The organism is Synechococcus sp. H70.1, assembly GCF_047502705.1.
Taxonomy (GTDB): domain Bacteria; phylum Cyanobacteriota; class Cyanobacteriia; order Thermostichales; family Thermostichaceae; genus Thermostichus.
In genome coordinates this window covers 1-12,167 of the sequence record NZ_JANSIV010000177.1, presented here as the reverse complement: position 1 = coordinate 12,167, position 12,167 = coordinate 1, and the positions used below count along the sequence as shown (strand labels likewise).

The window sequence follows — 12,167 nt, the reverse complement described above, 5'->3', positions numbered from 1 at the left end:
TCCCTAGGAGAGCTTGGTTACTAGGAGCTAGGGAGCTTACCTCCACCCAGGTTGCTGCCTGCTAGGCAAACCAAAAGAGATTGGCTCAATGGCTAAGGAGCCCTATCTTTACCTCCCCTAGCTGAGGGCGTTGATGGCGTAATCGAAGTAGATGGCCGCTTCATTGGCCGCTTGGCCCTTCAGCATGCCCAGAGCGCGGCTCTTCATGTGCTGCAGAGCCACGATGTACCAGCTGGGGGAGAGGTTAAAAGCGCGGTTCACTTCCCGCAGACCAGCCACCAAGTATTCGTCGAGGGGGCCGGTGCCACCGGCAACCAGCGAGTAGGTGATAAAGCGCAGGTAGTAGCCGATGTCACGGGCGCACTTGGCCTGAAAGACCTCGCCATGCCCCATCTCCCCTGGTTGGCTTAGGTAGGGGAAGCGCTTGAACACTTCTTGCACCGCTTCGCGCACCAGCGTCTGTTGGTTTTGGGTCAATACACGAGCTGCTTCTAGAGAGGCGGCAGCCCGCTGGTAGCGACCACTCACAGCCTGCAGCTCGCTGGCGTTGAGAAAACGCCCTTGATTGTCAGCAGCGGCAATTGCCTCAGTAATAACAGTTTTCACCTTTCAACTCCTCAATGCGTTCACTGCTAGCAAAAACAGACCTTAAGCAGCCAGTCCACCCCAAATTGGGGGACTTCTGCTTGCTACTAAAAGAAGCTTTGCTTAGCACGGGCCAAGCCGGCCCCCGCTAAAAACCAAGACACCCTACACAATGGCGGCAGCAGCTTTGTCGAAGTAGCTGGCCACTTCGCTTTGGATTGCTGAGCAGTCGCCAGGGGTGATGCCGTTTGGATCCATGATCTTGGCCAGGGCTTCTCTCTTCATAGCCGCAATGGCATTGGCCATGGAGCTGGTGGGCACTCCCAGAGCAATGTAAGTTTCCCGCAGACCGTTCAGGCAGCGATCTTCCAGCACGGAGCTGTCTCCCGCCAAGGTGGCGTAGGTAATGTAGCGCAAGATGATCTCCAGGTCGCGCAGGCAAGCAGCCATGCGGCGGTTGGTGTAGGCGTTACCGCCGGGAGCAATTAGATCTGGCTCCTGGGCAAACAGAGAACGAGCTGCGTTAACCACAATTTGAGCAGCGTTGCTGGTCATGCGGTTGACGGCATCCAGGCGCTTGTTGCCTTCTGCCACCAAAGCCTCTAAACGAGCAAAGTCTTGTTCACTTAAAAAAGCGCCACGCGCATCTGCCTGAGTAATTACCCGGGTAAAGGCGTCTTGCATAATGGATCTCCTCTTGGTTTTTTCCCAAAGTAAGGATGAGCGACTGGCTGATCCTCTCAAAAGCTAGCTGCTCAGCCTCGCTGGATGCGGGATCCGTTCGCCCAAAAACCGGGGATCCTGTGAAGGGGGCTCAAAACTACCTCCACCGAAGCCCCAGATTTTGAGACCGGCCGACAACTCCTACAACTTTCAGACAGCCGAGCATCCAGGACAATTTTATAGCGCGGGAGCGATGAGTATTTTGTGAAGATTTACAAACAATCAGATCGGCCTGGCCGGCAAGCTCCTCGTTCTGCCAGTGCAGTGAGCGGGCAATTGGTCGACAGGGGAGCTAAAAAATGTAAATATTCGTTTCATTTCTTTTCCGCTGCAGCCATCAAGAGTGCGGGGCCCCTACTCCTTGCAGGGCAGCCTTGAGCTCGCGGCAGAAGCAAGCAATTTGTTGCAGGCCGTGGGCAGGGGTGGGCGCCTTGGCCAGCCGTTGCACAAAGGCGCTGCCGACAATGGCGGCATCGGCTCCCCAGAGGGCAATCTGGCGAGCCTGGTCGGGGGTAGAGATGCCAAAGCCCACCCCAATCGGCAGGGAGGTGGATTGGCGCAACTGCTGCAGCAAGGTTGGGAGCCGCTGCTCGAGGGTGGCCCGCTCGCCAGTGACGCCGGTGGTGCTGACCAGGTAGATAAAGCCCTTGGAGTGTTGGGCAATGCGCCGCATGCGCTCGGGGGGGCTGGTAGGGGCCACCAGTAAGATGAGGTCGATCCCCTCTGCCTGCGCTGCTTCCCGCAGGGCTCCGGCCTCTTCTAGGGGCAGGTCAGGGACGACTAGGCCAGCACAGCCAGCCTGGCGCAGCTGCTGCACAAAGTTGGGGATGCCGAGCTGGTAGATGGGGTTGTAGTAGGTGAAGAGGATGAGAGGGGCCCGCAGCGAGAGGCACCTCAACCCCTGCAAAATGGCGCCCAAGGTCACGCCCCGCCTAAGGGCACGGGTAGCTGCTGCTTGGATCACCGGCCCATCGGCCAGGGGATCCGAGTAGGGCACCCCCAGCTCGATGAGATCAGCGCCGTGGTGATCCAGCACCTGCAGAGCCTCAAAGGTGGTTTGCAAGTCGGGATCCCCGGCGGTGAGGTAGGGGATAAGGGCGGCTTCACCGCGGCTGCGCAGCGCCTGGAAACAGGCTGTGATCCGGCTGGGCATGGGATCCGACCCCTCTGGTTTTTTGGAGAGCATTACCACTCTAGCGCCTAGCGGGATCCCTGGGGGATGGGCACAAAATCGTAGCCCGTACCGGAGCGGTTGCCCCGTTCGACGCGCACCAGCACGTAGGGGGCATCGCGGTCGCCGGAGGGCAAAAAGTGCACCTCCCCGGAAGCGCCGTCTGGCAAGCGGAAGTTGGGGTCGCCAAGGGCAGTGAGAATGCCGCTGCGGCTGGGGGATCCCTGCCGAAGGGCCTGGAGAAAAACACGGGTGGCGTCGTAGGCCAGGGCGGTGCGCCAACTCACCTGCCCTCCCCACATCTGGGCTGCCTTCTGGGCAAAGCCGCGGCTGCGGGGAAGATCGGGGTGCCAGGGCACCGCCACCACCATGCCCTCCACCGCTGCTCCCCCTTCCTTGAGCGTGGTGAGGCTAAAAAGCACATCTCCCCCCACCAGGGCAAGGGGTTGGCCGCGGAGGGCGTTCTGGCGGGCAACGGCCAGCGCGTGTTGGGCTACGGAAGCCGTAGGCGCCAAGAAAGCCACCTGGGATCCCTGCTCCAGCGCTCTCTGGAGGCTGGCCTGGGGGTTGAAATCGGCGGCTGTTAGGTCGAAGGTGGCCAGCACAATCCCCCCTTCGCTGGTCAGGGTGGAGGCAAAGGCGTCGCGCAGGCTGGTGCTGTAGGCGCTGTTGGGGTTGTAGAAGATGGCCACCCTCTGCAGGCGCAGTTTGTTAAGGACATAGCGGGCCAGTTGCGTGCCAGCAATCTGGTCGGAGGGGACGGTGCGAAAGATGGCGTTCCCCAGCAGGCTGATGCGGGTGCTGGTGGAGGTGGAGGAGATCATAGCCAGGCCGGCAGCCTGATAGATCTCAGCCGCCGCCAGGGTGGCATCGCTGGCGTTGTGGCCGATCACCCCCAAGATCTCAGGCCGGCCCACCAGGGCTTTGGCCACTGCCACCGCTCGCTCTGGGTTATCCCCGTCGTCGGCAATCACCACCCGCAGCAGCCGCCCTGCAATACCCCCTTGCTGAAATAGCTCCTCTTGGGCCTGGGCCACGCCCCGCAGTGTCTCTTTGGCGCGGTTGGGGTTACTGGAGATGGGCACCACCACGGCTATGCTCAAGGGGTTGCCCTGCTGCTGGGCGCGGGCGTTGTTGAGGAAAATGCGAGCTTCCGGGTCGTTGCGGTTGTTCTGTAGCCCCATCTCTAGGAGCGGGATCGCCGCCCTAAAATTGCCCTGGCGGATGAGCTCTGCCGCGGCCACGGCGGCGGGGCTGCTATCGGCAAAGAGGGTGCGCTCGCCGCTGGTTAAGAGCAGATCCTGGGCCCCACTGCCCAACCCTGGCAGCGAGATCCCTTGCGGCCAGCGAAGGTAGCCCGCCCGCCAAGCGCGATGACCGCCCCAGAGGAGCAGGAGTCCCAGAACAATGTAAACGATGGGTGGCGGAGACTTGGCAACCATGGAGGAGTTGCAGCAGGGCCAGCTGCTCCAGAATGGAAGTAGGCCCAAAAGGAGGCCGCCTCGCTAGCATTGGCCATTGGGCGATACCGTAGTCTTCCCATGATAGAGGCTGTCGAAAACCCTGTGCCGCAGGATCCGCTGGAGCAGGCGCTCTGGGACTGGCACCGGGGCCAAGCCAAGGGAGCTTTGCGCCTGCACGCCTACAGCGCTGAGGGGATCCCGCTGGCAGAGGAGCCCCAGGTGATCTCGCCGGAGGTGTTCTTCACCCAGGAGCTGCCGGAGGTGGAGGCCCTGGCTTTGGATCTCTGTCGAGGTCGCGTGCTGGACATTGGTGCCGGCACAGGCCGCCACAGCCTGCTGCTGCAGGAGGAGGGGTTGGCTGTGGCCGCCCTGGATCGCTCTCCGGTGGCGTTGCAGATCATGGCCGAACGGGGGGTGCGCTGCCGTATTGCCGCCGACCTGTTTCACTGGGCAGGGCCGGAGGAGCCCTTCGATACGCTGCTGTTGCTGATGAACGGCGCCGGCCTAGTGGGATCCCTGGCGGGGTTGGAGCGTTTTCTGCGCCTGGCTCGCCCTTGGATTCAGCCTATGGGTCAGTTGCTCTTGGACTCCACTGAGCTCAGCGACTTTGGCGAAAACCCAGCGCCTCTAGAGGATCTGCTGCCGCGAACTCCAGAGCCGGCCATTCCTGCGGATCCAGAAACCAGGGTTTTAGAAGAGGAAGGGAGAGGGGAGGTAAAAACCAAGGTAGTCAACTTTGTGGCCGAATACAACGGTCAGCGCGGGGATCCCTTCCCCTGGCTCTTTGTAGATCCAGAGACCCTGCTGCACTATGCCCACGCCAACGGCTGGCAGGGACAAATTCTCTACCAAGAGCCGGGGGGAGCTTTCCTGGCGCGGCTCACCCCCTTGTACTAGTCCGAGCGGGAGTTCCTTGAGGTGAGGCCAGCCAAACCCCCAGTAGGGCTCTAGGCGATACTTTAGAAGAGGTCCTTGAGTTCAATCAGTACCAACAATGGCTCAGCCTGCCCTGCGCATCCTGCTTGTGCGCCACGGTGAGAGCACCTTCAACGTCGAAAATCGCATCCAAGGCCGCTCCGATCTCTCTCGCCTCACCCCCAGCGGAGAAGCGCAGGCACAGCGGGTAGCTGAGGCTCTAGCCGGGATCCCCTTGGATTATGTCTACTGCAGCCCTCTCTCCCGCGCCCTCGACACCGCCCACATTCTTCTCAGGGAGCGAGGGGGGATCCCGTTGCTGATTAGTGAGCAGCTGCGGGAGATTGACCTAACGGAGTGGGAAGGCTTGACCTTTGCCGAGGTGAAGGAGAAGTACCCGGAAGAGTACTACCGCTGGCGGTACCAGCCCGACGAGCTGGAGCTGGGGGGACGCTTTCCAGTGCGGGATCTCTGGCAGCAAGCGCAGGTCTTTTGGCAGCAGTTGGCTGAGCAGGTGCAGTTGGATCCCCGCTCGGAGCGGGGGAGTGATCCTACGCATCCCCTCAACGTTCTTATCGTCGGCCACAGCGGCCTCAACCGTGCCCTGGTCAGCACGGTCATTGGCTTGGGGCCAGTCCACTACCACCGTCTGGGGCAAAACAACTGTGCTATCAGCGTTCTTAACTTCCCCCAGGGCCTGGGGGGACCAGTGCAACTGGAATCTTGGAACATCACCGCCCATCTGGGCCAGCCTCTGCCCAAGCGCAAGCAGGGGATGCGCATTCTGCTCGTGCGACATGGCGAGACGCAATGGAACCGGGAGCAACGCTTCCAGGGGCAGCGGGATATTCCCCTCAACGCCACCGGCGAGGAGCAGGCAGCCAAGGTGGCCGAGTTTTTGGCGGATCAGCCGCTGCACCTGGCCTTTTCCAGCCCCCTCAAGCGGCCCTGGGCTACCGCTGACGCCATTTGTCGCCACCACCCCCACCTCATCCTGCGCCCAATGGTGGAGCTGCAGGAAATCTGCCACGGCGACTGGGAGGGCAAGCTACAGAGTGAAGTGGAAGCCGAATACCCCGGCGAGCTGGAGCGCTGGCAGCGGGATCCTGCCGCCGTGCAGATGCCCAACGGGGAAAACCTCTACCAAGTTTGGGCCCGCACTCGCTCGGCCTGGGAAGAAATTTTGACCACTACGGCCGCTCAGTTTCCAGAAGGTACGGCAGTGGTGGTAGCCCACGATGCCATCAACAAGGCCATTATCTGCCAGTTGTTCGACCTTTCTCCTCATGCCTTTTGGATCTTCAAGCAAGGGAATGGCGGCATTACCGTCATCGACTACCCGGAAGGAAAGGAGGGTGCGCCAGTTTTAAGAGTGCTGAACCTCACCACCCACCTGTCCGGCCAGATTCTCGACTGCACCACTGCGGGCGCTCTCTAGGGGGTGAAGATGGGATCCCCTCTCCCTGTCGACCTGGGTTTGCCGGATATTTGCCTGCAAGGAGTACGCCTGTTGGATCCCTGGCGCCAGCGCGATGAAGTAGCTGATGTTTGGCTACGTCGGGGCCGCCTTCTCCTCGTCGAGGCAGCAGCGATCCCCGCCAAGGTTCCCCGTCTGGACGCCTCCAGCTGGGTGCTGGGCCCAGGCTTGATCGATCTGTACACCTACAGTGGCGAGCTGGGGGAGAGGGGCTTCTCCACTGGCCGCGAGACCCTCACCTCCCTGGCAGCAGCAGCGCGAGCAGGCGGATTTACCCAAGTTGGCCTCCTGCCCACTCCTGTCCCGGGGACGGCAGCTTTTCCGGTGCTGGATCAGCCAGAGCAGCTGGGCCGCTATCGCCGCCAGCGTGGGGATCCCCGCTGGCTGCCCTGGGCTGCCCTTAGCTTGGGTGACCGGGAAGAAGCTCCCAGCCCCTGGGGAGAGCTGGCCCACGCCGGAGCCATTGGCTTTGTGGCTCGGGTCGGCGGATTAGAGCCGCTGCGCTCCTTGGCTCTGCTGCGACGGGCCCTGGAGTATTTGCGACCTTGGAATAAGCCGCTACTGGTTTGGGCCTGGGATCCCACCCTGGCGGGCTCGGGCAGTCTCTACGAGGGAGTATGGGCCCTTCGCCTAGGGCTAAAGGGCATCCCAGCCAGTGCCGAAACTGCCGCCTTGGCCCGCCTCCTGGAAGTGCTGCGCAGCGTCCCTTCGCCGGCGCCGGTGCATGTGATGCGCCTTAGCCAAGCCCGCAGTCTAGAGCTTGTCCAGCAGGCCCAGGCAGAGGGGCTGCCGGTTACTGCCAGCACCACCTGGATGCACCTCCTCCTGTCGGAGGAAGCTGTCCTCGAGGGCGGCTACGATCCCAACCTGCGCCTGCTGCCTCCTCTGCCCCATGCTGCCGACCGGGAGGCCCTTATTGCCGGGATCCGCAGCGGCAACTTGGGCATCGCCACCGATCATGCTCCCTACACCTACGAGGAGAAAACCCTGCCCTTTGCCGAGGCTCCTCCTGGGGCCATAGGCCTGGAGTTGGCCTTGCCGCTGCTGTGGCAAAACCTGGTGGAGACGGGATTGCTAACAGCGCTACAGCTCTGGTCGGCCCTCAGCCTCTACCCGGCCCGCTGCCTGGGGCTGGAGCCGCCCTGTCTGGATCCCGGCAGTGACTGGGTGCTCTTTGATCCAACCCATACCTGGACAGTTTCAGCAGCTACCCTCCGCTCCCATTCCCAAGCCACTCCCTGGTTGGGCAAGACCCTGCGCGGCAAGGTGTTGCACACCCATGTTGAAGAAGGAAGCTAGCCCTGAGGCCGAGACCGGCAAAACCCGTTCTCGTTGCCCGCAGGGCCGTGAATCCCCTCCCATGCAAACCCAGATCCTCCCCCCCACCCCTGAGCACCTTGCCCTGGCGGCCGAAGCGCTGCGGCAGGGCCAGTTGGTGGCCATGCCTACAGAAACGGTCTACGGCCTGGCAGGCCACGGCCTCAACGAGCAGGCGGTGGCCAAGATCTTTGCCGTCAAGGAGCGCCCTCGTTTCGATCCCCTGATCCTGCACCTTCCAGCCGGGATCCCTCTCGAGGGGCTGGAGGGGAAGCTAGTGGATCTGTCGGCTTTTACTGCCACCGCTCGCGCTCGCCTGGGATCCCTTGTCGCCACCTTCTGGCCGGGCCCGCTGACCTTGGTGCTACCCAAGGGCCCGCAGGTGCCGGATCTCGTCACCAGTGGCTTGCCCACCGTGGCGCTGCGGGTGCCGGCCCACCCCGTAGCCCAAGCTTTGCTGCAGGCAGTTCAGGTGCCTTTGGCTGCCCCCAGCGCCAACCGCTTTGGCCGCCTCAGCCCCACCTCGGCCCAGGCTGTCTACGCCGAGTTGGCGGGGCGGATCCCCTATATTTTGGACGGGGGGGAGTGTGCCGTGGGCGTGGAATCGACAGTCCTCAAGCTTAGCCCCGATGGCACCCCCACCTTGCTGCGCCCCGGCGGGATCCCGCTGGAAGTTTTGGCATCCCACCTCGATTTGCCCCTCAGCTCTCCCCCTGCCCCCGGAAGCGGCGAGAGGCCGGAAGCTCCAGGACAACTGAGCAGCCACTACGCCCCCGGCAAGCCCCTCTGGTTGTTACCCGTTGCCTTTGCCCAGCTCCAGCCCGAGGACTGGCAACAGTTGCGGCGATCGGCAGTGGGACACTCCCACCTGGGCATTCTCAGTTTTGCTGCCAAACCGGAAGCGCTGGCAGAAAGCCTCTTCCGCCACTGGCCTGAAGTTGCCTTTACCCTAGAATGCCTGGGCCCCGATCCCAACTTGGCGGCCCGCGGCCTCTTTGCCAGCCTGCGCCGCCTGGATGAGGGAGCAGCCACTCTGCTATTGGCTGAACCGCCACCGGTCGTCACCGGCCTAGGTTATGCAATTATGGATCGGCTACGACGGGCCAGCCGCTTATGGAAGCCTCCCCTCTCGTCGCTATCGTGATGGGCAGCGACTCAGATCTGCCTACCCTAGCCCCTGCCGCCCAGGTGTGTGAGGAGTTCGGGATCCCCTATCACCTCCAGATCCTCAGCGCCCACCGCACGCCGGAAGCAATGGTGGAGTTTGCCCGCCGCGCCCATACCCAAGGGATCCGCGTCATCATTGCCGGCGCCGGCGGGGCAGCCCACTTGCCGGGGATGGTGGCGTCTCTAACTCCTCTGCCGGTCATTGGGGTGCCGGTGTTTAGCCAATCCCTACAGGGGCTAGACTCCCTCTACTCGATTGTGCAGATGCCCAAAGGGATCCCCGTGGCCACTGTAGCCATCGGCAATGGCTACAACGCTGGACTCTTGGCCGTGCAGATCCTAGCTAGCGGCGATCCCGCCCTGCAACAACGGGTGCTGGCCTATCGGGAAAGCCTCAAGCAGAGCGTGCAGGAGAAAAATGCCCGCTTGCAAGCCCAAGGGTGGAAGGCCTATCTAGCTGGCCTCAGTGGGGCAGAGCGCTCTTAGCATAGTTGAGGGGACGCCGGCCTAGGGGGCCAGCGGATCCCCTCTAGAGGAAGCGCAGCTTTGGGAGTTCCAGCGGTGAAGAAGGGAACGGAGCGCCCCTCCCCTGGCCAGGGATCCTGGCGAGAGTATCTGCAGCGGGTTCAGAAAGGGGCAGTAGAAGTGGGATCCCAGGTGGCCCTATGGATGCTTGCAGGGCCGCAGTGGCGGGTTCTGGCTTTGTCGGGCTTGGCCCTGGCGGGGCTGGCTTTTTGGCACTGGCGCCTGGCCCTTTCCTTAGCGGTGGGCACGGGGGTGATGCTAGGGGTGTACGCGGCTTGCAGCCCTGAGTTTAGCCGCCGCTGGCAGGAGTGGCAAGCTTGGCTGCGCCAAGCCGATCGCTCCCTGCTGCTGGCTGGGGCGGGGGGGGCAGGCGCTGCCCTCGGTACCTACCTTGTGGTCTCAATCTGGGCAGAAGCCAGCCAACGCTGGCTAGCCACGGGCGCCATTGTGCAGGGGCTGGTTACGCTGGCCCTGCTGCTGCTGCTGTTTGGGGAATGGCTCAGCCGCCGGCAGGAGCGGCGGCGTTCCCAATTGGAGCGGGATCTGGGTGACATTGCCTCCCCCGATCCCTACAGGCGGCTGCTGGGCGTGCGCCGGCTGCAGAGCCTTATGCCCCATTTGGATCCCGAACAAACCCGGCTAGCAGTGGACTATCTACGCCTGGCCCTTGACCAGGAAACAGTGGCTGTCGTGCGGGAGGCCCTCTTGGAAGCCCTGCAGGGATGGGGGATCCTGCGCCGCCTCAACGATTTGACCAGTCTCCAGCAACCCGAAGGTAGTGGCGATCCCTCGGCAAGCCGTAGGGGCAACGCCTAAACGGCCAGCGGCTTCAAGAGTTGGTTAGGTGTAATCGCCCTTCAGGGATAGCTTTTGCCCCCTCGAGGAGAAAAGGGAACTCGAGCTAGAGCTTCTCCGTCGTAAAGGAGTGTAAACCTACTCTTCACGGAGGGTTACATTGCATGATTCGCAATCTCTTCGCGCTCTCTTTGGTCGTTGCCTCGGCCGCTACGTTGGCTGCAGCCCCTGGAGTCCATGCCAGTAGCCCCAGCCCAGCGCCTGAAAGCGCGAAGACTGCGGCTCCTGCCCAAAAAACCATCGTGGATGTTGCTGCAGAGGCTGGCTCCTTCACCACCCTAATCAAAGCCCTGGAGGCTGCTGACCTGGTGAAGACCCTCTCTGACAAAGGTCCCTTCACCGTTTTTGCCCCGACGGATGAGGCCTTTGCGGCCTTGCCGAAAGGCACTCTAGACGACTTGCTCAAGCCAGAAAACAAGGAGAAATTGAAGCGAGTGCTCAGCTATCATGTGGTGTCTGGCGAACTTCTCTCTCAAGATCTAAAGGCCGGTAAGCTGACTACCCTTGCCGAAGCCCCTGTGGAGATCGTCGTCAAGGATGGGATCCAGGTCAACGACGCCAAGGTGGTAACCCCTGATCTCAAGGCCTCCAACGGCGTTATCCACATCATTGACAAGGTAATCCTGCCACCAGAGAAATAACCTTTTTGGCCTCCTGAATCTGCAGAAAGCCCACCCAGAGCCCCCAGCTCCAAGGCTAGGGGCCTTGGACTGCAACGGGGGCTCCCTGGCTTCTTGGCTTTTGGGATTTTTACACTCCTTCAATACCAACACTGGAGGTGTAGATTGCCTCCACGGATACACCAGCCACCCGCCGGGGACGCACGATCATGTACTCATTGTCCATTTGCTTGGGCAAGGGGATGAACTCGTCCCCGCCCACCATCAGCTGGTTGATTAGCTCTGTGTATTCTCTGGCTTCCTTGACCCGTACCTGCAGGGTTTGACCCCCTTCCAGCATGATGTGAATGAGGTAGCCATCGGGTTTCCTGGGCATGGGTGCTCCTGCTTGGCTGCAGCAAAGGTCGATAAGGGAGGTTCTCATGAACATAACATTATTCCCCCCTCGGGGAGACCTGACCAAGCTGTGGCTCCTCTTGCAGGCAGGGGAGAACATCCTCCCTTAGTAGCCATAGCCAGCGAGGGACGGGAGGAGGACCCCTAGAGAGTTCCCCTGGGAGGGTCGGTGGGCATAGAGTAACAGGATGGACCCACTTTGGGTTACTTCCTCGCTTCCTCTGGTGGCTGGGATGGCCAACACCCCTCTCCCTCAACGGCTGGACTGGCGCAACCTCAATGCCCTTTGGGGATCCGTTTTGGCCGAGACCTTGAGCCGGCTGGGTTGTCGGGTGGCCGTGGTGTGTCCAGGATCCCGCTCTGCCCCCCTCACCTATGCGCTAGCGCGGCACCCCGAGATCGAGGCCATTCCAGTGCTGGATGAGCGGTCAGCGGCCTTTTTTGCCCTTGGCTTGGCCCAGCGGCTGCGGCAGCCCGTTCCCCTCGTTTGTACCTCCGGCAGTGCTGGTGCCCATTTTTTCCCTGCCCTGATCGAGGCAGCAGAAAGTGGCTGGCCACTTTTGGTGTTGACGGCGGATCGGCCGCCGGAGCTGCGCCACTGCCGCGCCGGTCAGACCATCGACCAGGTAAAGCTCTACGGCCATTACCCCAACTGGCAGGCAGAGTTGGCAGTGCCCAGCGCCGACCTGGAAGCTCTGGCCTACCTGCGCCAAATGATTGTCCACGCCTGGGAACGCGCCCTCTACCCCTTTCCCGGCCCCGTGCATCTCAACGTGCCCTTGCGGGATCCCTTGGCCCCTGTTGCTGATGGCAGCACTGCGCCTCTAGTCCATTTGCAGGAAGATCCTGAGTTTGAGAAGACCTTTTTTCGGGGGGTGGCTCCTGCTGGATTTCCCTTTCCGACAAGGCGGAACTCTTCTCAGGTAGAGACAGCTTCTTTTTGGCAGGAGTGG

The 12,167-nt window shown here is 62.0% G+C and carries 13 protein-coding genes; 8 read left to right on the top strand and 5 right to left on the bottom strand.

Annotated features, from left to right (window positions below):
* Nucleotides 1-117: 117 nt before the first annotated feature.
* The 4 genes from NW827_RS11695 to NW827_RS11680 all read right to left on the bottom strand — a co-directional run bounded on the left by NW827_RS11695 (nucleotide 118) and on the right by NW827_RS11680 (nucleotide 3,921).
* Nucleotides 118-606 carry a phycocyanin subunit alpha gene (locus tag NW827_RS11695; protein ID WP_414359365.1) on the bottom strand — a complete coding sequence of 163 codons (489 nt, stop codon included), beginning with the start codon at nucleotides 604-606 and terminating at the stop codon, nucleotides 118-120.
* 144 nt (nucleotides 607-750) lie between these two features.
* Complete coding sequence (locus NW827_RS11690) at nucleotides 751-1,272, bottom strand: phycocyanin subunit beta (protein ID WP_414360029.1); 522 nt, start codon at nucleotides 1,270-1,272, stop codon at nucleotides 751-753.
* Nucleotides 1,273-1,645: 373 nt separating this feature from the next.
* Entirely contained in the window at nucleotides 1,646-2,461 is an 816-nt protein-coding gene (gene trpA / locus NW827_RS11685; RefSeq protein ID WP_414359366.1) for a tryptophan synthase subunit alpha, read from the bottom strand.
* Between the two features lie 47 nt (nucleotides 2,462-2,508).
* Nucleotides 2,509-3,921, bottom strand: a complete 1,413-nt coding sequence (locus NW827_RS11680) for an ABC transporter substrate-binding protein (protein WP_414503731.1) — start codon at nucleotides 3,919-3,921, stop codon at nucleotides 2,509-2,511.
* A 99-nt stretch (nucleotides 3,922-4,020) separates the two neighbouring features.
* Between NW827_RS11680 and NW827_RS11675 the strand changes: the two genes are divergently transcribed.
* From NW827_RS11675 to NW827_RS11645, 7 genes are all read left to right on the top strand, one after another.
* Nucleotides 4,021-4,839, top strand: a complete 819-nt coding sequence (locus NW827_RS11675) for a class I SAM-dependent methyltransferase (protein ID WP_414359370.1) — start codon at nucleotides 4,021-4,023, stop codon at nucleotides 4,837-4,839.
* 97 nt (nucleotides 4,840-4,936) lie between these two features.
* Nucleotides 4,937-6,295 (top strand): histidine phosphatase family protein, encoded by a 1,359-nt coding sequence (locus tag NW827_RS11670; RefSeq protein ID WP_414503730.1) that lies wholly within the window; start codon nucleotides 4,937-4,939, stop codon nucleotides 6,293-6,295.
* Nucleotides 6,296-6,304: 9 nt separating this feature from the next.
* Nucleotides 6,305-7,633 carry a dihydroorotase gene (locus NW827_RS11665; RefSeq protein ID WP_414359374.1) on the top strand — a complete coding sequence of 443 codons (1,329 nt, stop codon included), beginning with the start codon at nucleotides 6,305-6,307 and terminating at the stop codon, nucleotides 7,631-7,633.
* Nucleotides 7,614-8,795: an L-threonylcarbamoyladenylate synthase gene (locus NW827_RS11660; RefSeq protein WP_414503729.1), complete on the top strand. Its 1,182-nt coding sequence runs from the start codon at nucleotides 7,614-7,616 to the stop codon at nucleotides 8,793-8,795. The genes NW827_RS11665 and NW827_RS11660 overlap by 20 nt, the downstream gene beginning before the upstream one ends.
* Nucleotides 8,765-9,304 (top strand): 5-(carboxyamino)imidazole ribonucleotide mutase, encoded by a 540-nt coding sequence (purE, locus tag NW827_RS11655; protein ID WP_414359378.1) that lies wholly within the window; start codon nucleotides 8,765-8,767, stop codon nucleotides 9,302-9,304. Before NW827_RS11660 ends, purE begins: the two co-directional genes overlap by 31 nt.
* A gap of 75 nt (nucleotides 9,305-9,379) precedes the next feature.
* Nucleotides 9,380-10,159 (top strand): hypothetical protein, encoded by a 780-nt coding sequence (locus tag NW827_RS11650; protein ID WP_414359379.1) that lies wholly within the window; start codon nucleotides 9,380-9,382, stop codon nucleotides 10,157-10,159.
* A gap of 281 nt (nucleotides 10,160-10,440) precedes the next feature.
* Nucleotides 10,441-10,839 (top strand): fasciclin domain-containing protein, encoded by a 399-nt coding sequence (locus tag NW827_RS11645; RefSeq protein WP_414403214.1) that lies wholly within the window; start codon nucleotides 10,441-10,443, stop codon nucleotides 10,837-10,839.
* A 109-nt stretch (nucleotides 10,840-10,948) separates the two neighbouring features.
* On the opposite strand, the gene NW827_RS11640 is transcribed toward NW827_RS11645, so the two are convergent.
* Complete coding sequence (locus NW827_RS11640) at nucleotides 10,949-11,194, bottom strand: hypothetical protein (RefSeq protein WP_414403213.1); 246 nt, start codon at nucleotides 11,192-11,194, stop codon at nucleotides 10,949-10,951.
* Nucleotides 11,195-11,447: 253 nt separating this feature from the next.
* Here NW827_RS11640 and menD point away from each other — a divergent pair.
* The coding region (gene menD, locus NW827_RS11635; protein WP_414503739.1) for a 2-succinyl-5-enolpyruvyl-6-hydroxy-3-cyclohexene-1-carboxylic-acid synthase at nucleotides 11,448-12,167 on the top strand (720 nt) is incomplete at its 3' end.